Genomic DNA, 26245 nt, shown 5'->3' on the forward strand with positions numbered 1-26245 from the left:
ACGCGTTTTCGGACTGGGTCGCCAAGCCTTTCACCGCCGCCCCGTCGGCGACCCCGGCGGCCCGGGTGAACACCGGCCAGCCCGCCCGCACCGGTTCCTCCAACCGCGTCCGCGCCCGCCTCGCCCGCCTCGGCGTCCAGCGCTCCAACCCGTACAACCCGGTCCTGGAGCCCCTGCTGCGGATAGTGCGCAGCAACGACCCGAAGATCGAGACGGCGACCCTGCGCCAGATCGAGAAGGCCTACCAGGTCGCCGAGCGCTGGCACCGCGGCCAGAAGCGCAAGAGCGGCGACCCGTACATCACGCACCCGCTCGCGGTGACCACGATCCTCGCCGAACTCGGCATGGACCCCGCGACCCTCATGGCCGGGCTGCTGCACGACACCGTCGAGGACACCGAGTACGGCCTCGACCAGCTCCGCCGCGACTTCGGCGACTCGGTCGCCCTGCTCGTCGACGGCGTCACCAAGCTGGACAAGGTCAAGTTCGGCGAGGCCGCGCAGGCCGAGACCGTGCGCAAGATGGTCGTGGCCATGGCCAAGGACCCCCGCGTCCTGGTCATCAAGCTCGCCGACCGCCTGCACAACATGCGCACCATGCGCTACCTCAAGCGCGAGAAGCAGGAGAAGAAGGCGCGCGAGACGCTGGAGATCTACGCGCCGCTCGCCCACCGCCTGGGCATGAACACCATCAAGTGGGAGCTGGAGGACCTCGCCTTCGCGATCCTCTACCCCAAGATGTACGACGAGATCGTACGGCTGGTGGCCGAGCGGGCTCCGAAGCGTGACGAGTACCTGGCCATAGTGACCGACGAGGTGCAGTCCGACCTGCGCGCGGCCCGGATCAAGGCCACCGTCACCGGCCGCCCGAAGCACTACTACAGCGTCTACCAGAAGATGATCGTCCGTGGCCGTGACTTCGCGGAGATCTACGACCTGGTCGGCATCCGCGTCCTGGTGGACACCGTCCGCGACTGCTACGCGGCCCTGGGCACCGTCCACGCCCGCTGGAACCCGGTTCCGGGGCGGTTCAAGGACTACATCGCGATGCCCAAGTTCAACATGTACCAGTCGCTCCACACGACGGTCATCGGGCCCAACGGCAAGCCCGTCGAACTGCAGATCCGCACCTTCGACATGCACCGCCGCGCCGAGTACGGCATCGCCGCGCACTGGAAGTACAAGCAGGAGGCCGTCGCCGGTACCTCCAAGGTCCGCTCGGACCAGCCGAGGACCACCGGCAAGGACGACCACCTCAACGACATGGCGTGGCTGCGTCAGCTCCTGGACTGGCAGAAGGAGACCGAGGACCCCGGCGAGTTCCTGGAGTCCCTGCGCTTCGATCTCTCCCGCAACGAGGTCTTCGTCTTCACACCCAAGGGTGACGTCATAGCGCTGCCGGCCGGGGCCACCCCGGTGGACTTCTCGTACGCGGTGCACACCGAGGTGGGCCACCGCACCATAGGAGCCCGCGTCAACGGCCGCCTCGTGCCGCTGGAATCCACCCTGGACAACGGCGACCTCGTGGAGGTCTTCACGTCCAAGGCGCCCGGGGCCGGACCGTCCCGGGACTGGCTGAACTTCGTCAAGTCACCGCGGGCCCGCAACAAGATCCGCGCCTGGTTCTCCAAGGAGCGCCGCGACGAGGCCATCGAGCAGGGCAAGGACGCCATCGTCCGCGCGATGCGCAAGCAGAACCTGCCGATCCAGCGCATCCTCACCGGCGACTCCCTCGTCACGCTCGCCCACGAGATGCGGTACTCCGACATCTCCGCGCTGTACGCGGCGATCGGCGAGGGCCATGTCTCCGCGCAGAACATCGTGCAGAAGCTGGTCCAGGCGCTCGGCGGCGAGGAGGCGGCCACCGAGGAGATCGACGAGTCGGTCCCGCCGACCCGCGGCCGCGGCCGCAAGCGGCGCACCAACGCCGACCCGGGTGTCATCGTCAAGGGCGTCGAGGACGTGTGGGTCAAGCTGGCCCGCTGCTGCACCCCCGTCCCCGGCGATCCGATCATCGGCTTCGTCACCCGGGGCAGTGGCGTATCGGTTCACCGCAGCGACTGCGTCAACGTGGAGTCACTGTCCCGCGAGCCCGAGCGCATCCTCGAGGTCGAGTGGGCCCCCACCCAGTCCTCGGTCTTCCTGGTCGCCATCCAGGTCGAGGCCCTGGACCGCTCGCGGCTCCTGTCCGACGTCACCCGCGTGCTGTCCGACCAGCACGTCAACATCCTCTCCGCGGCCGTCCAGACCTCCCGCGACCGCGTCGCCACCTCCCGCTTCACCTTCGAGATGGGCGACCCGAAGCACCTCGGTCACGTCCTGAAGGCGGTCAGGGGAGTGGAGGGCGTGTACGACGTCTACCGCGTGACCTCGGCGCGGAACCGGTCGTAGCGACCATGCGAAAGGGCCCCGGGAAACCGGGGCCCTTTCGTGTGTACGGCCCTGTCGTCAGCCGCCGAACTCCTGCAGCCCCTTGAGCGCCTGGTCCAGCAGCGCCTGGCGGCCCTCCAGCTCACGCTCCAGCTTGTCGGCCTTGCTGTTGTTGCCCTGCGCGCGGGCCTGCTCGATCTGGCCCTTGAGCTTGTCCACGGCGGCCTGGAGCTGGCCGGTCAGACCCGCGGCACGCGCGCGTGCCTCCGGGTTGGTCCGGCGCCACTCGGTCTCCTCGGCCTCCTGCAGAGCGCGCTCGACGGAGTGCATCCGGCCCTCGACCTTCGGCCGGGCGTCCCGCGGGACGTGGCCGATGGCCTCCCAGCGCTCGTTGATCGCGCGGAAGGCGGCGCGGGCGCTCTTCAGGTCGCCGATCGGCAGGAGCTTCTCGGCCTCCTCGGCCAGCTCCTCCTTCAGCTTGAGGTTCTCGGTCTGCTCGGCGTCCCGCTCGGCGAAGACCGAGCTGCGGGCGGCGAAGAACACGTCCTGGGCGCCGCGGAAGCGGTTCCACAGGTCGTCCTCGTGCTCGCGCTGGGCGCGTCCGGCGGCCTTCCACTCGGCCATCAGCTCGCGGTAGCGCGCGGCCGTGGGGCCCCAGTCCGTGGACCCGGACAGCGCCTCGGCCTCGCCGACCAGCCGCTCCTTGGTCCTGCGGGCCTCCTCGCGCTGCGCGTCCAGCGACGCGAAGTGCGCCTTGCGGCGCTTGGAGAACGCCGAGCGGGCGTGCGAGAAGCGGTGCCACAGCTCGTCGTCCGACTTGCGGTCCAGCCGCGGCAGACCCTTCCAGGTGTCCACCAGCGCGCGCAGCCGCTCACCGGCGGCCCGCCACTGGTCGGACTGGGCCAGCTCCTCCGCCTCGACGACCAGCGCCTCCTTGGCGTGCCGGGCCTCGTCGGACTGCTTGGCGCGCTGCTGCTTGCGCTCCTCGCGACGCTTGTCGACGGTCTCCACGAGCTTGTCCAACCGCACCTTCAGCGCGTCCAGGTCGCCGACCGCGTGATGCGCGTCGACCTGCTCGCGGATGTGGTCGATGGCCGCCTGGGCGTCCTTCGCCGACAGATCGGTGGTCTTGACTCGCTTCTCGAGGAGGCCGATCTCGACAACCAGGCCCTCGTACTTGCGCTCGAAGTAGGCCAGGGCTTCCTCGGGGGAGCCCGCCTGCCAGGAACCGACGACCTGCTCGCCGTCGGCCGTACGCACGTACACGGTCCCCGTCTCGTCGACGCGGCCCCACGGGTCGCTGCTCACAGCGCCTCCTCCACATGATGCCTGCGGAAGGCTTCAGGGCCCCCGGGCATCGTCCACAGTTTCGTCACGGCCAACATAGGCGACCGGCGGGTGGCCTGTCCGCATCCCGCGCGACCGAAATTTCGCACTTGACGGTCAGGATTTGGTGACGGTCGCCTTGTTGATCACGACGGTCGCGTTCGGCGCGCCGTCGCCCGCTCCGGTGCTCTCACCGGCCGCGGCGATCTTCTTCAGCACCTTCATACCGGATTCCGAGATGGTGCCGAACGGGGTGTAGCTCGGCGGCAGCTGGCTGTCCTGGTAGACGAGGAAGAACTGGCTGCCCCCGGTGTGCGCCTGACCGGTGTTCGCCATCGCGACGGTGCCCGCCGGATAGATGTTGCTCTTGAGGCTCTTGTCCTTCAGGTTCTCGTCCGGGATGGTGTAGCCCGGTCCGCCGCTGCCGGAGCCCGTCGGGTCGCCGCACTGCAGGACGTAGATGCCGTTGGTGGTGAGCCGGTGGCACTTGGTGTGGTCGAAGAAGCCCTTGTTCGCGAGGAAGTCGAACGAGTTCACGGTGTGCGGGGCCGCCGACGCCTTCAGCGCGATGTCGATCTTGCCGCAGGTGGTGGCGAGGTCCAGGGTGTACTTCGCCGACTTGTCGATGGACAGCGCCGGCTCCTTCTTCCAGGACTGGGTCTCGACCTTGCCGGCGGCGGGCTTGTCGCACGGGTCCGGCGCCTTGCTGGTCGCGCCCGCGCTCGGGGTCGCCTCCGCGCTCGCGTTGGCCTTGTCGTCGTCCTTGAGGACCCCGGACGTGTAGAGCGCCAGGCTGCCCACCAGGATCACGCCGAGCACCGACCCGATCACGGAGTTGCGCACACGGGCCCTGCGGCGCGCGGCCGTGCGCCGCTGCTGCTGCCGCAAGAACTTCTCCCGCGCGAGCTGCCGCTTCCGCTGTTCCTGGGTGACCACGGGGTTCTCTCCTCATGCGTCTCGTCCGGCGACCGTCACGCATGTGTCGTATGAACCGACCGTCTGCGTGTGCCCCGTACCGTATATGGGTTCGCTGAGGAATCGGCAGCGCCGGTAGGCTCTGACCACTGGGGCAGCCGCCCGGAAGACCGCCCGTACCGACACAAACCGAGGACGATCGTGCTCATTGCCGGGTTCCCCGCCGGGGCCTGGGGGACGAACTGTTATCTCGTCGCCCCCGCCGCCGGCGAGGAGTGCGTGATCATCGACCCCGGCCATCAGGCCGCCGAAGGCGTCGAGGAAGCGCTGAGAAAGCATCGGCTCAAGCCCGTCGCCGTCGTCCTCACGCACGGCCACATCGACCATGTGGCCTCGGTCGTCCCGGTGTGCGGAGCGCACGGGGTGCCGGCCTGGATCCACCCCGAGGACCGCTACATGCTGGAGGACCCGTCGATGGGTCTCGGACGTTCCATCGGGATGCCGCTCATGGGCGAGATCACCGTGGGGGAGCCGGACGACGTCAAGGAGCTGACCGACGGCGCGAAGCTGGAGCTCGCGGGCCTGGAGCTGTCCGTCGCGCACGCGCCGGGCCATACCAAGGGGTCGGTGACCTTCAGGATGCCGGAGACGGCCGACATTCCGTCGGTGTTCTTCTCCGGGGACCTTCTCTTCGCCGGCTCCATCGGACGCACCGACCTGCCCGGCGGTGACATGGCCGAGATGCTCGACTCGCTGGCCCGCGTGTGCCTGCCGCTCGACGACTCGACCGTGGTGCTGTCCGGCCACGGCCCCCAGACGACCATCGGCCAGGAGCGCGCCAACAACCCGTATCTGCGGCAGGTGGCCGCAGGCCGCCAAGAGCGCGGAGCGGGTCCGCAGACCCCTCCCCGACGAGGAATGTGACAAGAGACTTCGTGAGCACCTTTCAGGCCCCCAAGGGCACGTACGACCTGATCCCGCCGGACAGCGCCAAGTACCTGGCCGTCCGCGAGGCGATCGCCGCCCCCCTGCGCACCTCCGGCTACGGCTACATCGAGACGCCCGGGTTCGAGAGCGTCGAGCTGTTCGCGCGCGGGGTCGGCGAGTCCACCGACATCGTCACCAAGGAGATGTACGCCTTCGAGACCAAGGGCGGCGACAAGCTGGCCCTGCGCCCCGAAGGCACCGCCTCCGTACTGCGGGCCGCGCTGGAGGCCAACCTCCACAAGGCCGGCAACCTCCCCGTCAAGCTCTGGTACTCCGGCTCGTACTACCGCTACGAGCGCCCCCAGAAGGGCCGTTACCGCCACTTCTCGCAGGTCGGCGCCGAGGCGATCGGCGCGGAGGACCCGGCGCTGGACGCCGAGCTGATCATCCTGGCCGACCAGGCGTACCGCTCGCTGGGCCTCAGGAACTTCCGCATCCTGCTCAACAGCCTGGGCGACAAGGAGTGCCGGCCGGTGTACCGGGCCGCGCTCCAGGACTTCCTGCGCGGCCTCGACCTCGACGAGGACACCCTGCGCCGGGCGGACATCAACCCGCTGCGCGTCCTCGACGACAAGCGCGAGTCGGTCCAGAAGCAGCTCGGCGACGCCCCGCTCCTGCGGGACTACCTCTGCGACGCCTGCAAGGCGTACCACGAGGAGGTCCGTGAGCTGATCTCCGCGGCGGGCGTGGCCTTCGAGGACGACCCCAAGCTGGTGCGCGGCCTGGACTACTACACCCGTACGACCTTCGAGTTCGTCCACGACGGTCTGGGCTCCCAGTCCGCGGTGGGCGGCGGCGGCCGTTACGACGGTCTGTCGGAGATGATCGGCGGCCCCGCGCTGCCGTCCGTCGGCTGGGCCCTGGGCGTCGACCGCACGGTCCTCGCCCTGGAGGCGGAGGGCGTCGAGCTCGAACTCCCCTCCACCACCAGCGTGTTCGCGGTGCCGCTGGGGGAGGACGCCCGCCGGATCCTGTTCACGAAGGTCAACGAGCTGCGCAGGCTGGGCATCGCGGCGGACTTCTCCTACGGCGGCAAGGGCCTCAAGGGCGCCATGAAGAACGCCAACCGCAGCGGCGCCCGCTACACGATCGTGGCCGGTGAACGCGACCTCGCCGAGGGCGTCGTACAGCTCAAGGACATGGAGTCCGGGGAGCAGTCGGCGATCGGGGTCAACGAGATCGTGGCGGAGCTGGAGTCGAGGCTGGGCTGAGGTCGGTCCAGGAGGTCGAACCGCACGGCACTGGCGACGGCTGCCGTGCGGTCGGCCACACCCGACTCGGCGAAGATCTCCGCGTCTGTGCAGCAGGCGGCGGGTCCGGTCATGGGTCGAGCAGGCCGTGGCGCATGGCGTTGGTCACGGCGGCGGTTCGGTCATCGACGTCGAGTTTCCCGAAGACGCGTAGCAAGTGGGTCTTGACCGTCGACTCCCCGATGAAGAGCCGACGCCCGATCTCGGCGTTGGTACAGCCCTCGGCCACCAGCCGGAGCACCGCCGTCTCACGGGAGGACAGGCGGGGCCGCTCCGGCCTGGTGCGCAGCTGGTCGACCAGCCGTGCCGCGACCGACGGGGCCAGCACGGTCTCCCCGCGCGCCGCCCGGCGTACCGCCTCCGCCAGCTGGCCGCGGGGCAGGTCCTTCAGGAGATAGCCCGCCGCACCCGCCTCCACGGCCCGCAGGATGTCCCGGTCCGTCTCGTACGTGGTCAGGACGATCACCCGGCAGGGCAGACCGGCCTCCGTCATCCGCACGATCGACTCGACGCCCGGGCCGCCCGGCATCCGCAGGTCCATCAGCACGATGTCCGGCCGGAGTTCCGCCGCCAGAGCCTCGGCCTGCGGCCCGTTCGACGCGTCCGCGACCACGTCGAGATCCGGCTCGGCGCTCAGCATCGCCCGCAGGCCCTCGCGTACGACGGGGTGGTCGTCGGCAAGGATGATCCGGATCATGGTGGGCAGCTCCTCGGGGGTGGGACGGGCAGCCGTAGGGTGATCGTCGTGCCCTCGCCGGGCGCGCTGCCCACCTCGGCCGTGCCGCCGCCCTCGGTGACGCGGGCCCGCAGCCCCGGCAGACCGTAGCCGCCGGTCGCGGTCCTCGGGTCGAAGCCGCAGCCGTCGTCGCGCACGGACAGGGTGAGGGTCTCGTCGGAGTACGCGAGTGCGATGTGCACGCTCGCCGAACTCCCCGCATGCTTACGGCAGTTGGACAGGGCCTCCTGGCAGGCGCGCAGTGCCGCCACCTCCGGCCCCGCGGGCAGCGGCCGTACGCAGCCGGTCACCTCCAGCGACGCGGACTGCCGGGCCGCCAGCCGGCGCAGCGCGTCCGGCAGCGTCGCGCCGTCCAGGTCGGCTGGAGCGCCGCCGGCGACCAGGGCCCGTGCCTCGGCGAGGTTCAGCCGGGCCGTCTCGTCCATCAGGGCCAGATGGCGCCGGGCCTGCGGGACGTCGTGGTCGAGCTCGGCCTCCACGGCCTGGACGAGCATCAGCAGGCTGGTGAAGCCCTGCGCGAGGGTGTCGTGGATCTCCCGGGCCATCCGCTCCCGCTCGGCCAGCGCCCCGTGCGCCGCCGACAGCCGCGCGACCTCGTGCCGGCTGGAGTCCAACTCGGCGATCAGGGCCGCCCGTTCCTGACTCTGCTCGATGATCCGCACGACATAGCTGCCCACGGCCACCGAGAAGACCAGGGTGACGACGGCGAACAGGCCGTTGTAGAAGACGTCCTGGTCACTCGGCCACCACACCAGGGCCCAGCCCAGCACGGGCACCAGGTTGATCACGGCCACGGCGGTCAGCGCCCACCGCATCCGCAGCGTCATGAAGCACTGGGGCACGAGCGCGAAGGTCATCAGCCGGGTCTCGCCGACCAGGATCGCCGAGGGCAGGAACAGCGCCATCATGGCGCCGAGGTAGGTCAGGGCCTCGCGCGCGTCGGGCGGATCCTGCCGGAGCAGGGGACGCCCGACCCGTACGAAGAGCGGGACCAGCGGCACCAGCAGCGCTGCCGCGGTGACGCGCACCGGCCACCCGGGGCGGGCCGTGCCCAGTACGAACACCAGGGTGGCCAGCCAGATCAGCGCGAAGTAGCTGTCCCAGAGCCGGAAGGAACGGTCCCAGGAGTACGCGCCCCCGGCGTCCGCCCGACCGGTCATCCCTCGCGCCGGTTCTTCCACCGGAAGGTCAGCAGACACAACAGCAATCCTCCGACGCACCACGCCCCCAGCACCAGGGCGGTGCGCCCGAACTCCCAGTCACCGGCCTGCTCCAGGACCTGCGCCGAGTCCGGCAGGAACACCCCGCGCAGCCCCTGGCACATCCACTTCAGCGGGAACAGCGCCCCGATGTTCAGCATCCAGCCGGGGATCGTGTCGATCGCGATGTACACCCCGGAGATGAACTGGAGGACCAGGAAAGGCAGCACGACCACGGAGCTCGCGCTCTTGCTGGACTTGGGCACCGAACTGACGGCGATGCCGAGCAGCGCGCACGCCGTGAGGCCGAGCACGAAGATCCAGACGAAGGCGAACCACCGGCCGGCCCCCGACGGCAGCCGGACGCCGTACAACGTGGTGCCGACGAGCAGCAGGATCGCCGTCTCCAGGACCCCGGTGACGAGAACCAGCCAGATCTTGCCGAGGAAGTACGCCGCCGGCGGCATCGGGGTGCCGCGCAGCCGGCGCAGCACCTTCTCGTCCCGCTCCACGGCGATCGAGACGCCGAGCGACTGGAAGCTCGTCGACATGATGCCGGCGGCCATCATCGCCGGTACGTACAGCTGCGAGGCCTTGATGCCCGCCCCTTCCACGTCGTCGCTGAAGATCGACGCGAACAGGAACAGGAGGACCACCGGGAAGGCGAAGGTGAACACGACATGGTCGCGCTGGCGGAAGAACTGCCTGAGCTCCAGGGCGCCCCGCCGGAGCCCGAGCCCCCAGACACCCGGCAGGCGCACCCGGACCTGCCCGTGGGTATCCCTCGCCGCCGCCGTGGTCATCGCGTGTCCTCCTGTCCGGTGAGCCGGAGGTAGACGTCCTCCAGCGTGGGGCGGCGGACCCGGAGCCCCGGGATCTCGCCGTCGAAGCGGCGCGTCAGGTCGGCGACCGTCCTGGTCGGGGTGTCGGTGCGCTCCGCGCGCGGGGCGCCGTCCGGTCCGGTCCACTCGACGGTGGCGGCGGTGCCGTGCCGCTCCCGCAGCGCGGCCGGCTCGCCCTCGGCGACGACCCGGCCCCGGCAGACCACGGCCAGCCGGTCGGCGAGGGCCTCGGCCTCCTCCAGGTAGTGCGTGGTGAGCAGGATCGTCGTGCCCTCGGCGGACAGCTTGCGGATCAACTCCCAGAACTGACGCCGGGCCGCCGGGTCGAAACCGGTCGTCGGCTCGTCCAGGAGCAGCAGCTCGGGGCCTCCGATCACGCCCAGCGCCACGTCCAGGCGCCGCCGCTGACCGCCCGACAGGGCCTTGATCCGGCTGCCCGCCCTGGCCTCCAGACCCACCAGGGCGATGACCTCTTCGGGGTCCCGGGGCCGCGGGTAGTAGCGGGCGAAATGCCGCACGGTCTCCGCGACCGTCAACTCGGCGGGCGCGGATTCGTCCTGCCAGACGATTCCCACCCGGGATCGCCACACGCGCGTGCCGTGCGCCGGGTCCGCGCCGAGCACGGACACCTCGCCCGCGTCCCGGTCCCGGTTGCCCTGGAGGATCTCCACCGTGGTGCTCTTGCCCGCGCCATTGGGTCCGAGCAGGCCGAACACCTCGCCCGTGCGGATGCCGAGATCGATCCCGTCGACCGCGGTGACGTCGCCGTACCGCTTGCGCAGCCCTCGAACGTCCACAGCGAGTTCGTCCGCGTGTGTGGTCATGTCCACGAGGCTCGGCCGGAACCGAACGCTCGGGGACGACCGTGCGTACTTCCTTATGTCCACCGAACGGTGGACAAGCCTCCCCGTGCGGCACAATGGCCCCTGCCAGAAGAAGGTCCAACTCTCAAGCAGACGGATCGGCGTGATGAGCAAGACCACAGTGAAAGACGTCTCCACGGAGCCCGAGCCCTCGTCGCCGAGCGCCGACGCCGCGCCCCGGACGGTGGGCGGCAGCCGGGCCTTCGCGCTGCTGCTGGTGATCACCGGCGCCGCCGGACTGCTCGCCGCGTGGATCATCACGATCGACAAGTTCAAGATCCTCGAGGGCAAGGTCAGCGGCAAGACGTTCACGCCGAGCTGCTCCCTCAACCCGATCATCTCCTGCGGCAGCGTGATGGAGAGCAAGCAGGCCGCCGCCTTCGGGTTCCCCAACCCGATGCTGGGCCTGGTCGCCTACGGCATCGTGATCTGCGTCGGCATGAGCCTGCTGGCCCGCGCCACCTTCCCGCGCTGGTACTGGCTCACCTTCAACTTCGGCACGCTCTTCGGCGTGTGCTTCGTCACCTGGCTGCAGTTCCAGTCGCTGTACCGGATCAACGCGCTGTGCCTGTGGTGCTCGCTGGCCTGGGTCGCCACGATCACCATGTTCTGGTATGTCACCTCCTTCAACGTCCGCAACGGCTTCCTGCCGTCCCCGGGCTGGCTCAAGCGCTTTTTTGCCGAGTTCACCTGGGTCCTGCCGGTCACGCACTGCGGCATCATCGCGATGATGATCCTGACCCGCTGGGGCAGCAGCCTCTGGGCCTGACGGGCCCCCGACCGGCAGCCCGACGGTGTTGTCAGTGCGGTGACATAGGGTTTTGAACGTGGAGCCCGATCTGTTCACCGCGGCGGCGGAAGAGCGCCAGGAGAAGGACCCGGCCGGCAGCCCCCTGGCGGTCCGGATGCGCCCGCGCACCCTCGACGAGGTCGTGGGCCAGCAGCACCTGCTCAAGCCGGGCTCACCGCTGCGCCGGCTGGTCGGCGAGGGCAGCGGCGGTCCCGCCGGGCCCTCCTCGGTGATCCTCTGGGGCCCGCCCGGCACCGGCAAGACGACCCTGGCCTACGTTGTCTCCAAGGCGACCAACAAGCGTTTCGTGGAGCTCTCCGCGATCACCGCGGGCGTCAAGGAGGTCCGGGCGGTCATCGACGGCGCCCGCCGGGCCACCGGTGGCTTCGGCAAGGAGACCGTCCTCTTCCTCGACGAGATCCACCGCTTCAGCAAGGCCCAGCAGGACTCCCTGCTCCCCGCGGTCGAGAACCGCTGGGTGACCCTGATCGCGGCGACCACCGAGAACCCCTACTTCTCGGTCATCTCCCCGCTGCTGTCCCGCTCGCTGCTGCTGACCCTCGAACCCCTCACGGACGACGACCTCAGAGGGCTCCTGAAGCGGGCCCTGAGCGACGAGCGCGGCCTGAAGGACGCCGTCGCTCTCCCCGAGGACACCGAGGACCACCTCCTGCGGATCGCCGGGGGCGACGCCCGCCGCGCCCTGACCGCCCTGGAGGCGGCCGCCGGGGCCGCCCTCGACAAGGGTGAGCCGGAGATCTCCCTCACCACCCTGGAGGAGACGGTCGACCGCGCGGCCGTGAAGTACGACCGCGACGGCGACCAGCACTACGACGTCGCCAGCGCCCTCATCAAGTCCATCAGGGGCTCCGACGTCGACGCGGCCCTGCACTATCTGGCCCGCATGATCGAGGCCGGCGAGGACCCCCGCTTCATCGCCCGCCGCCTGATGATCTCCGCCAGCGAGGACATCGGCCTGGCCGACCCCCACGCCCTGCCGACAGCCGTGGCCGCCGCCCAGGCCGTCGCCATGATCGGCTTTCCCGAGGCCGCGCTGACGCTGAGCCACTGCACCATCGCCCTCGCCCTGGCCCCGAAGTCCAACGCCGCGACCACGGCGATCGGCGCCGCCATGGAGGACGTGCGCAAGGGGCTGGCCGGGCCGGTGCCGGCGCACCTGCGCGACGGGCACTACAAGGGCGCCGCCAAGCTCGGCCACGCGCAGGGGTACGTCTACCCGCACGACCTGCCCGAGGGCATCGCCGAGCAGCAGTACGCCCCGGACGCCATCAAGGACCGCGAGTACTACGAACCCACCCGCCACGGCGCCGAGGCCCGGTACGCGGACGCCGTGGAGTGGACCCGCAGGCACCTCGGTCGCAAGCGGTCCTGAGCAGCCTGTAGAATCCCCGAAGTGCTGTGTCCCGTGCTGTCAGAACGGGACGGTCAGCCGGAACCCCTCAGGGGGCTCCAGGAGCGTCGCGCACCGTTCGAATGGTGTCGCGGGCAACCCACCACCACTCGCCCCAGGGGGAGACCGGTCGGTGGGTCACTCGCGTGCTGCACGTATGTGCCCAGACCAGGGGAGCGGCTGCCCACCAGGTCCCACGTGGACCCGGCGGGTTTCCCCGGCTGCGGATGCGACCTCCCTCAACACCCTGACAAGCCGATAACCAGGAAAAGAGAAGCAGTGGCGAACCAGTCCCGCCCCAAGGTCAAGAAGTCGCGTGCCCTCGGCATCGCGCTGACCCCGAAGGCCGTCAAGTACTTCGAGGCCCGTCCCTACCCCCCGGGTGAGCACGGCCGTGGCCGCAAGCAGAACTCGGACTACAAGGTCCGTCTGCTGGAGAAGCAGCGTCTGCGTGCGCAGTACGACGTGTCCGAGCGTCAGCTCGTCCGCGCCTACGAGCGTGCCTCCAAGGTTCAGGGCAAGACCGGTGAGGCCCTGATCATCGAGCTCGAGCGTCGTCTCGACGCGCTGGTCCTGCGTTCGGGCATCGCCCGCACGATCTACCAGGCCCGCCAGATGGTCGTCCACGGCCACATCGAGGTCAACGGTCAGAAGGTCGACAAGCCGTCCTTCCGCGTCCGTCCCGACGACGTCGTGATGGTCCGCGAGCGCAGCCGCAGCAAGACGCTGTTCGAGGTCGCCCGTGCCGGTGGCTTCGCCCCCGACGGTGAGACCCCGCGCTACCTCCAGGTGAACCTCGGCGCCCTGGCGTTCCGCCTGGACCGTGAGCCGAACCGCAAGGAGATCCCGGTGATCTGCGACGAGCAGCTCGTCGTCGAGTACTACGCCCGCTGATCAACGGCAGGCCGTAGCACCCGCACCACCTCAGCCCGCCGTCTCCCCGCCCTTCCGGGTGGGCGAGGCGGCGGGCTGCTGCGTGCCGGGGGTCATTTCGCCGTGCCGGACGGAACCCCGCGGCGCCGGCAGCCCGTCGAGCGCCCGTGCGCGGCCCAGTGCCCGGGCCACCGCGGCCTCCCGCCCCAGCGCCCGTCCCCGTCGTACGCACTCCTCGTAGCGCTCGTCGCCCAGCCGGCCCCGGGCCGTCGCCTCGCACAGCGCGTGCGGGGCGTTGTAGTGGGCCGAACCGAACAGGGGCAGGCCCACCGACGGCCACAGCGAGGCCGCGGCACCTTGCAGCACGGCGGCCTCGGCCGCGTCGCCCCGGGCCACTGTGACCAGGGCGAGGAGTTCGATCGACAGCACCGAGCCCAGCAGGTCGTGGAAGGCGTGCGCGCAGCTCAGACAGTCGGTGAGCAGGTCATGCGCGCGTGCGGTGTCTCCCTCGCTCCAGGCCGCGTACGCCAGGACGTACAGCGCGTACGACCGCGCCCACCGCTCGCCGTGGTCCTCGCACACCCGGCGCACGTCCTCGCACCGGCGCACCGCCTCCGGCAGATCGCCCAGGAAGGCCCGGGCCATCGCCAGCTCGACCTGGGCCATCAGCACGTTGCTGTTGAGCTCGCCGATCTCCTGGTAGCGCGCCAGCGACGAGCGCAGCAGCCGCTCCGCGCGGGGCATGTCGTCCGAGACGAGCGCCAGACAGCCGGTGCGGTGCTCGGCGTACGCCAGGGCCGTCGCGTTCCGTGACCGTTCCGCCTCCTCGCGGCACTCGTGCAGCGCGGCGAGCGCCGCCACGGTGTCGCCCTGGAGGATCGCCACATAACCGAGGACCCACAGCGCCTTCAGCCGGGTGTGCTCATGGCCCGGCTCCAGTTCGACGCTGCGCTCCAGCCAGTGCCGCCCCTCCGAGAGCCGGCCGCAGCCCACCCAGCAGAACCAGAGGGAGCCCGCGAGATGCCGGGCCAGCTCCGCCCCGTCCGGTTCGGTCAGGCAGTACTCCAGGGCGCAGCGCAGGTTCGGCAATTCGGCCTCGATCCGCGCGGCCACCTCGTTCTGGCGCGGCGAGAACCAGTCCAGCTCGCACCAGGTCGCCAGGCCCACGTACCAGTCGCGGTGCCGCCTGCGCAGCCGGACCGCGTCGCCCGTCGCCTCCAGCCACTCGGCGCCGTAGGCCCGGACCGCGTCGAGCATCCGGTAGCGCACACCGGTCGCGGTCTCCTCGCGGGCCAGCACCGACTGGGCGAGCAGCGCGGACAGGACGTCGAGGACGTCGTCGCAGTGCAGACCGCCGCCGCTGCACACGTACTCGGCGGCCTCCAGGTCGAACTGCCCGGCGAACACCGACAGCCGCGACCACAGCAACCGCTCCTCGGGCGTGCACAGTTCATGGCTCCAGCCGATCGCCGTGCGCAGCGTCCGATGGCGGGGCAGGGTGTCCCGGCCGCCGCCCGTCAGCAGCCGGAACCGGTCGTCGAGCCGCTCCAGCAACTGGCCGGGGGACAGGGCCCCCAGTCGCCCCGCGGCCAGCTCGATCGCCAGCGGAATGCCGTCCAGGCGCCGGCACAGCTCCCGTACCTCCGGATCGTCGCCGGTGCTCACCCCCTGCCGCCCGGCCCGCTCCGCGAACAGTTCCACGGCCTCGTCCTCGCCCAGCGGGCCCAGCGCGAGGACCTGCTCGCCGGCCACGGCCAGCGGCCGGCGTCCCACGGCGAGAACGGCCAGAGTCGGCGCCCGCCCCAGCAGGTCGACGACGAGGGCCGCGCACGCGTCCACCAGATGTTCGAAGCCGTCGAGGACCAGCAGGATGTGACGGCCCGTCAGGTGAGCCAGAAGCGTCTCGCGCGGCGGCCGCGCGGTGTGGTCCGTCAGCCCCAGCGCCTCCATGACCGCGTAGTCCACCAACTCCGCATCGCGTACGGCGGCCAGCTCCACGCGCCACACCCCGTCCGGCGGCGCGCACCGGCCGCCCGCCGCCCGGGCCGCGAGCCGTGACTTGCCGATGCCGCCCGGGCCCGTCACCGTCACCAGCCGGGAGGTGCCGAGTGCCCGCGTCAGCCCCGAGAGTTCCGCGTGCCGGCCCACGAAGCCGTCGAGCGCCAGCGGGAGATTGCCGTGCACCTCGGTGCCGTCGGGCTGATGACTGCGCATGGAACACGGAGCGTACTGAAGTGTATGCACTGCGTACAATCGTCATGGACAACTCGGGTGCGGGCGAGGGGTGATCCGGTGCGGACCGCCGTTCCCGGCGCGATAGGCTCGGCGGAGACTTTTTCCATAGACAGCACGTATTCAGGGAGCGGGTGCACACAGTGTCCGGTGGAGAGGTTGCCGGGATCCTGGTGGCCGTCTTCTGGGCGATCCTGGTCTCCTTCCTCGCCGTCGCGCTGGCGAGGCTGGCCCAGACGCTGAAGGCGACCACCAAGCTCGTGGCGGACGTGACCGATCAGGCCGTCCCGCTGCTGGCCGAGGCCTCCACCGCGGTGCGCTCCGCGCAGACCCAGATCGAGCGGGTCGACGCGATCGCCTCGGACGTCCAGGAGGTCACGTCGAACGCCTCCGCGCTGTCCACCACCGTCGCCTCCACCTTCGGCGGCCCCCTGGTCAAGGTCGCGGCCTTCGGCTACGGAGTGCGCCGCGCGATCAGCGGCCGCAAGGACGACGACGTGCCCCCGAAATCCTCCCGGCGTACCGTGATCGTGGGCCGGACGGTTTCCCGGGGCCGAGGCAAGAAGGGCTGAGGCTCAAGAGATGTTCCGCCGTACTTTCTGGTTCTCCACGGGCGTGGCCGCGGGTGTCTGGGCCACCACCAAGGTGAACCGCAAGCTGAAGCAGCTGACCCCCGAGAACCTCGCCGTCACGGCGGCCAACAAGGCGATCGAGACGGGCGGCCGCCTCAAGGACCGCGCGGTCGGCTTCGCGCTCGACGTCCGCGACAACATGGCCCAGCGGGAGGCCGAGCTGACGGACGCCCTGGGAATCCGCGAGGATCCCGAGCTTCCCGCCCCCAGGCGCATCGCCGCCATCGAGAACACGACGTACACGACGAAGTCGTACAAGACGCATTCGTACAACCGGAATGAGGACCACTGATGGAGTCGGCCGAGATTCGCCGCCGCTGGCTGAGCTTCTTCGAGGAGCGCGGGCACACCGTCGTCCCTTCGGCGTCGCTCATCGCGGACGACCCGACTCTGCTCCTGGTCCCCGCCGGCATGGTGCCCTTCAAGCCCTACTTCCTGGGTGAGGTCAAGCCGCCCTTCGACCGTGCCACCAGTGTCCAGAAGTGCGTGCGCACGCCGGACATCGAAGAGGTCGGCAAGACCACCCGGCACGGCACGTTCTTCCAGATGTGCGGCAACTTCTCCTTCGGCGACTACTTCAAGGAAGGCGCCATCAAGTACGCCTGGGAGCTGCTCACCAGCCCCCAGGACAAGGGTGGTTACGGCCTGGAGCCGGAGCGGCTCTGGATCACCGTCTACAAGGACGACGACGAGGCCGAGCGCATCTGGCACGAGGTCGTCGGCGTGCCGAAGGAGCGCATCCAGCGCCTCGGCATGAAGGACAACTACTGGTCCATGGGCGTCCCCGGACCCTGCGGCCCCTGTTCCGAGATCAACTACGACCGCGGCCCCGAGTTCGGCGTCGAGGGCGGCCCGGCCGTCAACGACGAGCGGTACGTGGAGATCTGGAACCTCGTCTTCATGCAGTACGAGCGCGGCGAGGGCATCGGCAAGGACAACTTCGAGATCCTCGGCGAGCTCCCCAGCAAGAACATCGACACCGGCCTCGGACTCGAGCGCCTGGCGATGATCCTGCAGGGCGTGCAGAACATGTACGAGATCGACACCTCGATGGCCGTCATCAAGAAGGCCACCGAGCTGACCGGTGTCGCCTACGGCGACGCCCACGACTCGGACGTGTCCCTGCGTGTGGTCACCGACCACATGCGCACCTCCGTGATGCTCATCGGTGACGGTGTCACCCCGGGCAACGAGGGCCGAGGTTACGTCCTGCGCCGCATCATGCGCCGCGCCATCCGCAACATGCGCCTGCTCGGTGCCACCGGTCCGGTCGTGCTCGACCTGATCGACACCGTGATCGCCATGATGGGCCAGCAGTACCCCGAGCTGGTCACCGACCGCGAGCGCATCGAGAAGGTCGCCGTCGCCGAGGAGAACGCCTTCCTCAAGACGCTGAAGGCCGGCACCAACATCCTCGACACCGCGGTCACCGAGACCAAGGCCGCCGGCGGCAAGGTCCTCGCCGGCGACAAGGCGTTCCTGCTCCACGACACCTGGGGCTTCCCCATCGACCTCACCCTGGAGATGGCCGCCGAGCAGGGCCTGTCCGTGGACGAGGACGGTTTCCGCCGCCTGATGAAGGAGCAGCGGGAGCGCGCCAAGGCCGACGCCCAGGGCAAGAAGACCGGCCACGTCGGCGCGGGTGCCTACCGTGCCATCGCCGACCAGGCCGGCGAGACCGAGTTCCTCGGCTACTCCGACACCGAGAGCGAGTCCACGATCGTCGGCATCCTCGTCGACGGCGCCTCCTCCCCGGCCGCCACCGAGGGCGACGAGGTCGAGATCGTCCTGGACCGCACCCCGTTCTACGCCGAGGGCGGCGGCCAGATCGGCGACACCGGCCGGATCAAGGTCGACTCCGGTGCCGTCATCGAGATCCGCGACTGCCAGAAGCCGGTCCCGGGCGTCTACGTCCACAAGGGCGTCGTCCAGTTCGGCGAGGTGACCGTCGGGGCCAAGGCCCACGCCTCCATCGACAGCCGCCGCCGTACCGCCATCGCCCGCGCCCACTCGGCCACCCACCTCACCCACCAGGCCCTGCGCGACGCGCTCGGCCCGACGGCCGCCCAGGCCGGTTCCGAGAACCAGCCCGGCCGCTTCCGCTTCGACTTCGGTTCCCCGTCCGCGGTTCCCACGGCCGTGATGACCGACGTCGAGCAGAAGATCAACGAGGTGCTCGCCCGCGACCTCGACGTCCGCGCCGACGTCATGGGCATCGACGAGGCCAAGAAGCAGGGCGCCATCGCCGAGTTCGGCGAGAAGTACGGCGAGCGCGTCCGGGTCGTCACCATCGGCGACTTCTCCAAGGAGCTGTGCGGCGGCACCCACGTGCACAACACCTCGCAGCTCGGCCTGGTCAAGCTGCTCGGCGAGTCGTCGATCGGCTCCGGTGTCCGCCGTATCGAGGCGCTCGTCGGTGTCGACGCGTACAACTTCCTCGCCCGTGAGCACACGGTCGTCGCCCAGCTCCAGGAGCTGATCAAGGGCCGTCCGGAGGAGCTTCCGGAGAAGGTCTCCGCCATGCTCGGCAAGCTGAAGGACGCCGAGAAGGAGATCGAGAAGTTCCGCGCCGAGAAGGTCCTGCAGGCTGCCGCCGGTCTCGCCGAGTCCGCCAAGGACGTTCGCGGGATCGCCGTCGTCACCGGTCAGGTCCCGGACGGCACCACCCCGGACGACCTGCGCAAGCTGGTCCTCGACGTGCGCGGCCGCATCCAGGGCGGCCGGGCCGTCGTCGTGGCCCTCTTCACCGTCAACAACGGCAAGCCGCTGACGGTCATCGCCACCAACGAGGCCGCCCGCGAGCGCGGTCTCAAGGCCGGTGACCTGGTCCGTACGGCCGCCAAGACCCTCGGTGGCGGCGGTGGCGGCAAGCCGGACGTCGCCCAGGGCGGCGGCCAGAACCCGGCCGCGATCGGTGAGGCCGTGGACGCCGTGGAGCGCACGGTCGGGGAGACGGCCAAGTAATGCGCCGAGGCCGCAGACTCGCGATCGACGTCGGGGACGCCCGGATCGGGGTCGCCTCGTGCGACCCCGACGGGATCCTTGCCACCCCGGTCGAGACCGTCCCGGGCCGGGACGTCCCGGCGGCCCAGCGCCGGCTGAAGCAGCTGGTCGAGGAGTACGAACCGATCGAGGTCGTCGTCGGTCTCCCTCGCTCCCTCAAGGGGGGCGAGGGCCCGGCCGCCGTGAAGGTCCGCGGCTTCGTCCAGGAGCTCGCCCGGGGGATCGCGCCCGTACCGGTCAGGCTCGTCGACGAGCGGATGACGACCGTGACGGCGAGCCAGGGACTGCGCGCGTCCGGAGTGAAATCCAAAAAGGGCAGATCGGTCATCGACCAGGCAGCAGCCGTGATCATTCTCCAGCAGGCCCTGGAATCCGAACGGGTGTCAGGTAAAGCACCCGGCGAGGGCGTCGAAGTGGTCATCTGATCGCGATACGGTAACGTTCCGCGCGATGCGGCGACATTCGAACAGTCACCGCACAGAAAGAGGCGGAGCGGGAGCCGGATCGTGGAAGCAGGAGACCGCCGCCTCGCGGCTCTAGGGGATCGATGACTGAGTATGGCCGGGGCGAAGGCTCCGAACCGTGGAATCCCGAGGACCCGTTGTACGGGGACGGTGGATGGGAGGGACAGCAGGCCCACGCGGGTCAGCAGTCCCCCTACGGCGGCCAGCCGCAGCACTACCCGCAGCAGCCGCAGCAGCAGTACGACAACGGTGGCTGGGGCGACGCCCAGCAGGGTGCCTATGGCCAGGCGCAGCAGCAGTACCCGCAGCAGCACAACGGCCAGTACGACCAGCACCAGCAGTACCACCACCCGTACGACCAGCAGCAGTACGGTCAGCAGCAGTACGACCAGCAGGCGCACCAGGGTCAGCAGCACTCGTACGACAACAACGGCTGGGCGACCGGGACCCAGGCCCAGGTCCCCTACCCCGCCGACCCGCAGGACCCCTACGGTCAGCAGGCCGCCGCCTACAACGGCGAGCAGCAGGACTACTACGGCGGCCCGGACGCCTACCCGCCGCCGGAGCCCCCGAGCCGTCGGCGTGCCGAGCCGGAACCGCAGACCGACTGGGACCCGGGCCCCGACCAGGGCGAACACGCCTTCTTCGCGGGCGGTGACGACGAGCAGGACGAGTCGGGCGACCCGGAGAGCGGCCGCGGCGACCGGCGGGCCCGGGGCGGCAAAGGGACCAAGAAGCGCAAGAGCGGGTGCGCCTGTCTCGTGGTGCTGCTGGTGTTCGGCGGCGGCATCGCGGGCGTCGGCTACTTCGGGTACCAGTTCTACCAAAATCGTTTCGGCGCGGCTCCGGACTACGCCGGTGGCGGGACGAGCGAGATGGTCACCGTCCAGGTCCCCAAGGGCGCGGGCGGGTACGCGATCGGCCGGCTGCTGAAGGACGCGGGCGTCGTGAAGAGCGTCGACGCGTTCGTCTCCGCCCAGGAGCAGAACCCCAAGGGGAAGACGATCCAGGCCGGTGCCTATCTGCTGAAGAAGGAGATGTCCGCCGAGAGCGCCGTCGTGATGATGCTCGACCCGAAGAGCCAGAACAACGTGCTGGTCCGCCCGGGCGAACGCAACGTCACCGTCTACAAGGCGATCGACGAGAAACTCGATCTCGGTCCCGATACCACGAAGAAGATCGCCGAGCAGAAATACAAGAGTCTCGGCCTGCCGGACTGGGCGAACGACAACGAGGACATCAAGGATCCGCTGGAAGGATTCCTCTACCCGGGTACCTATCCGGCGGCCAAGGGCATGAAGCCCGAGGCCGTGCTCAAGGAAATGGTCACCCAGGCCGCGGAGCAGTACGCCAAGTACGACCTGGAGGCGAAGGCCAAGGCGCTGAAGCTGGACGGCCCGCTCCAGGTCATCACCGTCGCGAGTCTCGTCGAGGCGGAGGGAAAGACCGAGGACGACTACCGCAAGATGGCGGAAGTGGTCTACAACCGCCTCAACCTCGCGAACCCCGAGACCTATGGTCTGCTGCAGTTCGACTCGACCTTCAATTACCTGAAGGGCCAGAGCAACATCAACATCTCCGAATCGGAGATCAAGAGCAACAAGAACCCGTACAACACGTACACCAACAAGGGTCTGCCGCCCGGTCCGATCGACAACCCGGGTGCGACGGCGCTGAAGGCGGCGCTGAATCCGACGAAGGACGGCTGGTACTACTTCGTCGCGACCGACGGTGTGAACAAGACCGAATTCGCGAAGACCCACGCCGAATTCCTGCGGCTCAAGGACAAGTTCAATGAGAGCACGGGCAACTGACGCCCGCCGGGCGGCCGTTCTCGGCAAGCCCATCGCCCACTCCCTCTCGCCGGTCCTGCACCGGGCCGCCTACGAGGAACTGGGACTCACGGGCTGGTCGTACGACCGGTTCGAGCTCGACGAGGCGGCGCTGCCCGGATTCGTCGAGCAACTCGGTCCGGAGTGGGTCGGCCTGTCGGTGACCATGCCGCTCAAGCGGGCGGTCATCCCGCTGCTCGACGGGATCAGCGACACGGCCGCCTCGGTGGAGGCGGTCAACACGGTCGTGTGCACCGAGGACGGCCGCCGCCTCGGTGACAACACCGACATCCCGGGCATGGTCGCCGCCCTCCGGGAGCGGGGCATCGAGCAGGTCGACTCGGCGGCCATCCTCGGCGCCGGCGCCACCGCCTCCTCGGCCCTCGCCGCGCTCGCCCGGATCTGCACCGGCGAGGTCGTCGCCTACGTGCGCAGCGAGGCGCGGGCCGCCGAGATGCGGCAGTGGGGCGAGCGCCTCGGCGTCGAGGTCCGCACCGCGGGCTGGGCGGACGCGGCCGAGGCCCTGCGGGCCCCGCTCGTGATCGCCACCACCCCCGCCGGGGCGACGGACGCCCTCGCCCACGCCGTACCGGAGCGCCCCGCGGCCCTCTTCGACGTGCTCTACGACCCCTGGCCGACCGAACTGGCGGCCCGCTGGTCGATGACCGGCGGAGCCGTGATCAGCGGCCTCGACCTGCTGGTGCACCAGGCGGTGCTCCAGGTCGAGCAGATGACGGGCCTCCGGCCCGCGCCCGTGGACGCCATGCGCAAGGCGGGCGAGCACGCGCTGGCCGCACGCTGACGCGTGGTGAAGCAGTGGTGCGTGAGGGTCGCGTGAGAGCGCTGTACTGGCACGCCTGCCGCCGGCCCGGACAGATCATGGCCGCCGTGGCCCTGCTCAAGCGCACCACGAACCCCACGGACGCCGACATCGACGCGATCGCCGACGTCTGCCGGTGCGGCACGTACTTCCGCGTCCGGGAGGCGATCAAGAGCGCGGCGCAGCGGATGGCGTGACCGCCCGCCGGGCCCCTGACGTCCGTCTGCTGGACCTGTGACCGGCCGTCGCCGCCGAACGTGGGAGGATCGGAGGTGGCGGGCCGGGGCCGCGCACCTGGTCGCGCCGTTGCCGTACGCGAGGACGCGCGTAAGCAGGGCAGTACCAGGGCGCGAGCACTGAGGAGCACCGTTGAGCAGGTTGCGCTGGCTGACCGCGGGGGAGTCCCACGGTCCCGCACTCGTGGCGACGCTGGAGGGCCTTCCCGCCGGCGTGCCGATCACCACGGAGCTGGTGGCGGACCACCTGGCGAGGCGTCGGCTGGGCTACGGCCGCGGTGCCCGGATGAAGTTCGAGCAGGACCAGGTCACCTTCCTCGGCGGTGTCCGGCACGGTCTCTCGCTCGGTTCCCCGGTCGCGATCATGGTGGGCAACACCGAGTGGCCGAAGTGGGAGCAGGTCATGTCGGCCGACCCGATCGACCCGGAGATCCTGGCGGGCCTCGCGCGCAACGCCCCGCTGACCCGCCCGCGCCCCGGCCACGCCGACCTCGCGGGCATGCAGAAGTACGGCTTCGACGAGGCCCGGCCGATCCTGGAGCGCGCCTCCGCGCGGGAGACGGCGGCCCGGGTGGCGCTGGGCGCGGTGGCCCGGTCGTACCTGAAGGAGACGACCGGCATCGAGATCGTCAGCCATGTCGTCGAGCTGTGCTCGGTCAAGGCCCCCGCCGGGGTGTACCCGACTCCGGCCGACGTCGAGAAGCTGGACGCCGACCCGCTGCGCTGCCTGGACGCGGACACCTCGAAGGCGATGGTGGCCGAGGTCGACCAGGCCCACAAGGACGGCGACACCCTCGGCGGGGTCGTGGAGATCCTGGCGTACGGCGTGCCGGTCGGCCTGGGCTCGCACGTGCACTGGGACCGCAAGCTGGACGCCCGCCTCGCGGGAGCGCTGATGGGCATCCAGGCGATCAAGGGCGTCGAGCTCGGCGACGGTTTCGAACTGGCGCGGGTGCCGGGCTCCAAGGCGCACGACGAGATCGTGAACACCCCCGAGGGCATCCGGCGCGTCTCCGGCCGCTCCGGCGGTACCGAGGGCGGCCTGAGCACGGGTGAGCTCCTGCGGGTGCGGGCCGCGATGAAGCCCATCGCCACCGTCCCGCGGGCCCTGCAGACCGTGGACGTCACCACCGGCGAGGCCGCACAGGCCCACCACCAGCGCTCCGACGTGTCCGCGGTCCCGGCCGCCGGCATCGTCGCCGAGGCGATGGTCGCGCTGGTCCTGGCGGACGCGGTGGCGGAGAAGTTCGGCGGCGACAGCGTCCCCGAGACCCGCCGCAACGTGCGGTCCTACCTCGACAACCTGGCCATCCGATGAGCCCTGTGGTCGTCCTCGTCGGTCCGATGGGTGTGGGCAAGTCCACCGTCGGACGGCTGCTGGCCGAACGGCTCGGGGTGGGGTACCGGGACTCCGACGACGACATCGTCGCCGAGCAGGGCCGCGCGATCGCGGAGATCTTCGTCGACGAGGGCGAGACGGCCTTCCGGGCGATCGAGAAGCAGGCGGTGGCCCGCGCGCTGGCCTCGCACGAGGGGGTCCTCGCGCTCGGCGGCGGTGCCGTCCTGGACGCCGGCACCCGCGCGTCGCTGGCCGGCCTGCGGGTCGTCTACCTCTCCATGGACGTCGAGGAGGCGGTCAAGCGCACCGGCCTGAACGCCGCGCGTCCGCTGCTCGCGGTCAACCCGCGCAAGCAGTGGCGCGAGCTCATGGAGGCCCGCCGCCACCTGTACGAGGAGGTGGCCACGACGGTCGTGGCCACGGACGGCCGCACCCCCGAAGAAGTCACCGAAATCGCGCTGGACGCACTGGAGTTGAAGGAAGCATGAGCGAGGCAGTGACGCGCATCCAGGTCGGCGGCACCGCGGGCAGCGAGCCGTACGAGGTCCTGGTGGGACGTCAACTCCTGGGTGAGCTGGGCTCGTTGGTGGGGGAGAAGGCCCAGCGGGTCGCCGTCGTCCACCCCGAGGCGCTCGCCGACACCGGGGACGCGCTGCGCGCCGACCTCGCCGAGCAGGGCTTCGAGGCCGTCGCCATCCAGGTCCCCAACGCCGAGGAGGCCAAGACCGCCGAGGTCGCCGCCTACTGCTGGAAGGCACTGGGCCAGTCCGGCTTCACCCGCTCCGACGTCGTGGTCGGCGTCGGCGGCGGTGCGACCACCGACCTGGCCGGGTTCGTGGCCGCGACCTGGCTGCGCGGGGTGCGCTGGATCGCGATCCCGACCACCGTGCTGGCCATGGTCGACGCCGCGGTCGGCGGCAAGACCGGCATCAACACCGCCGAGGGCAAGAACCTGGTCGGCGCTTTCCACCCGCCCGCCGGCGTCCTGTGCGACCTGGCCGCACTCGACTCCCTGCCGGTCAACGACTACGTCTCCGGGCTCGCCGAGATCATCAAAGCCGGCTTCATCGCCGACCCGCAGATCCTGGAGCTCATCGAGTCCGACCCGGAGGCCGCGCGCACCCCGGCGGGCCCGCACACCGCCGAGCTCATCGAGCGCTCGATCCGGGTCAAGGCCGAGGTGGTCTCCTCCGACCTCAAGGAGTCGGGCCTCAGGGAGATCCTCAACTACGGCCACACGCTCGCCCATGCCATCGAGAAGAACGAGCGGTACAAGTGGCGGCACGGCGCCGCGGTCGCCGTGGGCATGCACTTCGCCGCCGAACTGGGCCGTCTGGCAGGGCGGTTGGACGACGCGACCGCCGACCGCCACCGTACGGTCCTGGAGTCGGTCGGCCTGCCGCTGCACTACCGCTACGACCAGTGGCCCAAGCTCCTGGAGACCATGAAGGTCGACAAGAAGTCCCGCGGCAACCTGCTGCGGTTCATCGTCCTCGACGGACTGGGCAAGCCCACCGTCCTGGAGGGCCCCGACCCGGCCGTTCTGCTCGCCGCGTACGGCGAGGTCGGCCAGTAAGTCCCGCGACGGGCGTTCCGCCTGATTCGCCTTGCGCCAGGGGCACTTCGGGGCGCCCCCGGCCGTTTCACCAAACGTGGGCCGGGGGCGGTACCGTTCGAGGGCGAACGGGGTATGCACCACCCCGTAACCAGCGCCGATCAGCCTGACGCGAGTGAGCCGGAGGGCGCGTCGCAGACGACGGTACGAGCGGGCAGGGTCTTCGGGCCGTGCCCGCCCGGACGTTCGACCGTGACGCGAGTGCCCCGGGGCGAGCGAGCCGAAAAAGACGAGACGGAGTGGCACCGGATGCAGCACGCAGTGGGTTCTCCGCTGCCGCCGCCCCATCAGCCGGGGCACGGACCGGCCGCCGGCTGGTCGCCGGCCGCACATCACCCGGGAGGGCATCACCCGGGTGCGCACCAGGGCTCCGCCCCGGTGCCCCCACCGCCGTCGGCACCGGGCTTCGTCCCGGCCGCCGTACCGCCGACGCCGCCGCACTCCCAGGTGCCGCCCGCCCCGCAGCACTCTCCGGGGCCGGGGCCGGTGCCGGACACCTCCGGCCATGTGC

General features: G+C 70.4%; 23 protein-coding genes and 1 pseudogene. 17 read left to right on the forward strand and 7 right to left on the reverse strand.

From position 1 onward, the window contains the following. Positions 1–2390 (forward strand): bifunctional (p)ppGpp synthetase/guanosine-3',5'-bis(diphosphate) 3'-pyrophosphohydrolase (locus EHS43_RS09225; RefSeq protein ID WP_260470451.1); only part of this gene is annotated, 2390 nt, incomplete at its 5' end. 57 nt (positions 2391–2447) lie between these two features. Here EHS43_RS09225 and EHS43_RS09230 read toward each other — a convergent pair. Continuing rightward, complete coding sequence (locus EHS43_RS09230; RefSeq protein ID WP_125190040.1) at positions 2448–3677, reverse strand: DUF349 domain-containing protein; 1230 nt, start codon at positions 3675–3677, stop codon at positions 2448–2450. Positions 3678–3812: 135 nt separating this feature from the next. Further along, entirely contained in the window at positions 3813–4631 is an 819-nt protein-coding gene (locus tag EHS43_RS09235; RefSeq protein WP_125190041.1) for a peptidylprolyl isomerase, read from the reverse strand. A 180-nt stretch (positions 4632–4811) separates the two neighbouring features. On the opposite strand from EHS43_RS09235, the gene EHS43_RS09240 reads away from it, so the two are divergent. Together EHS43_RS09240 and hisS are read left to right on the forward strand one after the other, a co-directional pair. Further along, the gene (locus tag EHS43_RS09240) at positions 4812–5534 is read left to right on the forward strand and encodes an MBL fold metallo-hydrolase (RefSeq protein WP_125190042.1); all 723 of its coding nucleotides are present in this window, start codon (positions 4812–4814) and stop codon (positions 5532–5534) included. 11 nt (positions 5535–5545) lie between these two features. Continuing rightward, positions 5546–6808, forward strand: coding sequence for a histidine--tRNA ligase (gene hisS, locus EHS43_RS09245; protein ID WP_125190043.1), 1263 nt, complete (start codon positions 5546–5548; stop codon positions 6806–6808). Between the two features lie 109 nt (positions 6809–6917). Here the strand turns inward: hisS and EHS43_RS09250 are convergent, their stop codons facing one another. The 4 genes from EHS43_RS09250 to EHS43_RS09265 are packed head-to-tail and all read right to left on the reverse strand — an operon-like array spanning position 6918 to position 10448. Next, positions 6918–7544, reverse strand: coding sequence for a response regulator transcription factor (locus EHS43_RS09250; protein WP_125190044.1), 627 nt, complete (start codon positions 7542–7544; stop codon positions 6918–6920). Then, a complete protein-coding gene (locus EHS43_RS09255; RefSeq protein WP_125190045.1) occupies positions 7541–8743 on the reverse strand; it encodes a sensor histidine kinase in 1203 nt (400 codons plus the stop codon). The genes EHS43_RS09250 and EHS43_RS09255 overlap by 4 nt, the downstream gene beginning before the upstream one ends. Then, complete coding sequence (locus EHS43_RS09260) at positions 8740–9585, reverse strand: ABC transporter permease (protein ID WP_125190046.1); 846 nt, start codon at positions 9583–9585, stop codon at positions 8740–8742. The genes EHS43_RS09255 and EHS43_RS09260 overlap by 4 nt, the downstream gene beginning before the upstream one ends. Beyond that, positions 9582–10448 carry an ABC transporter ATP-binding protein gene (locus EHS43_RS09265; RefSeq protein ID WP_125190047.1) on the reverse strand — a complete coding sequence of 289 codons (867 nt, stop codon included), beginning with the start codon at positions 10446–10448 and terminating at the stop codon, positions 9582–9584. The genes EHS43_RS09260 and EHS43_RS09265 overlap by 4 nt, the downstream gene beginning before the upstream one ends. 145 nt (positions 10449–10593) lie before the next feature. On the opposite strand from EHS43_RS09265, the gene EHS43_RS09270 reads away from it, so the two are divergent. The 3 genes from EHS43_RS09270 to rpsD all read left to right on the forward strand — a co-directional run bounded on the left by EHS43_RS09270 (position 10594) and on the right by rpsD (position 13582). Beyond that, positions 10594–11256 (forward strand): vitamin K epoxide reductase family protein, encoded by a 663-nt coding sequence (locus tag EHS43_RS09270; RefSeq protein ID WP_125190048.1) that lies wholly within the window; start codon positions 10594–10596, stop codon positions 11254–11256. A gap of 58 nt (positions 11257–11314) precedes the next feature. Then, entirely contained in the window at positions 11315–12670 is a 1356-nt protein-coding gene (locus EHS43_RS09275) for a replication-associated recombination protein A (protein ID WP_125190049.1), read from the forward strand. A 297-nt stretch (positions 12671–12967) separates the two neighbouring features. Further along, a complete protein-coding gene (gene rpsD / locus EHS43_RS09280) occupies positions 12968–13582 on the forward strand; it encodes a 30S ribosomal protein S4 (protein WP_020138086.1) in 615 nt (204 codons plus the stop codon). A 30-nt stretch (positions 13583–13612) separates the two neighbouring features. Here rpsD and EHS43_RS09285 read toward each other — a convergent pair whose 3' ends face one another. Next, the gene (locus EHS43_RS09285) at positions 13613–15775 is read right to left on the reverse strand and encodes an AAA family ATPase (RefSeq protein WP_185806179.1); all 2163 of its coding nucleotides are present in this window, start codon (positions 15773–15775) and stop codon (positions 13613–13615) included. A gap of 152 nt (positions 15776–15927) precedes the next feature. On the opposite strand from EHS43_RS09285, the gene EHS43_RS09290 reads away from it, so the two are divergent. The 11 genes and pseudogenes from EHS43_RS09290 to EHS43_RS47540 form a co-directional block, all read left to right on the forward strand. After that, positions 15928–16365: a DUF948 domain-containing protein gene (locus EHS43_RS09290; protein ID WP_107064325.1), complete on the forward strand. Its 438-nt coding sequence runs from the start codon at positions 15928–15930 to the stop codon at positions 16363–16365. Positions 16366–16375: 10 nt separating this feature from the next. Next, positions 16376–16717, forward strand: coding sequence for a hypothetical protein (locus EHS43_RS09295; protein ID WP_125190051.1), 342 nt, complete (start codon positions 16376–16378; stop codon positions 16715–16717). After that, positions 16717–19389, forward strand: coding sequence for an alanine--tRNA ligase (gene alaS / locus EHS43_RS09300; protein ID WP_125190052.1), 2673 nt, complete (start codon positions 16717–16719; stop codon positions 19387–19389). The genes EHS43_RS09295 and alaS overlap by 1 nt, the downstream gene beginning before the upstream one ends. Next, on the forward strand, positions 19389–19853 hold the full coding sequence (ruvX, locus tag EHS43_RS09305) for a Holliday junction resolvase RuvX (RefSeq protein ID WP_031056400.1): 465 nt from the start codon (positions 19389–19391) through the stop codon (positions 19851–19853). The genes alaS and ruvX overlap by 1 nt, the downstream gene beginning before the upstream one ends. A gap of 122 nt (positions 19854–19975) precedes the next feature. Continuing rightward, complete coding sequence (gene mltG, locus EHS43_RS09315) at positions 19976–21706, forward strand: endolytic transglycosylase MltG (protein WP_125190053.1); 1731 nt, start codon at positions 19976–19978, stop codon at positions 21704–21706. Continuing rightward, on the forward strand, positions 21687–22526 hold the full coding sequence (locus EHS43_RS09320; RefSeq protein ID WP_125190054.1) for a shikimate dehydrogenase: 840 nt from the start codon (positions 21687–21689) through the stop codon (positions 22524–22526). Before mltG ends, EHS43_RS09320 begins: the two co-directional genes overlap by 20 nt. Before the next feature lie 62 nt (positions 22527–22588). Then, positions 22589–22741 (forward strand): annotated as a pseudogene (locus tag EHS43_RS09325) (2Fe-2S iron-sulfur cluster-binding protein); the annotation flags it as partial. Positions 22742–22913: 172 nt separating this feature from the next. Next, entirely contained in the window at positions 22914–24098 is a 1185-nt protein-coding gene (aroC, locus tag EHS43_RS09330) for a chorismate synthase (RefSeq protein ID WP_125190055.1), read from the forward strand. Further along, on the forward strand, positions 24095–24607 hold the full coding sequence (locus EHS43_RS09335) for a shikimate kinase (protein WP_125190056.1): 513 nt from the start codon (positions 24095–24097) through the stop codon (positions 24605–24607). Before aroC ends, EHS43_RS09335 begins: the two co-directional genes overlap by 4 nt. Further along, positions 24604–25695 (forward strand): 3-dehydroquinate synthase, encoded by a 1092-nt coding sequence (gene aroB, locus EHS43_RS09340; protein WP_125190057.1) that lies wholly within the window; start codon positions 24604–24606, stop codon positions 25693–25695. Before EHS43_RS09335 ends, aroB begins: the two co-directional genes overlap by 4 nt. Positions 25696–25983: 288 nt before the next feature. After that, positions 25984–26245: Pro-rich N-terminal domain-containing protein (locus EHS43_RS47540; protein WP_260470452.1), on the forward strand; the 262-nt coding region annotated here is incomplete at its 3' end.

The organism is Streptomyces sp. RP5T, from assembly GCF_003933965.1.
Taxonomy (GTDB): domain Bacteria; phylum Actinomycetota; class Actinomycetes; order Streptomycetales; family Streptomycetaceae; genus Streptomyces.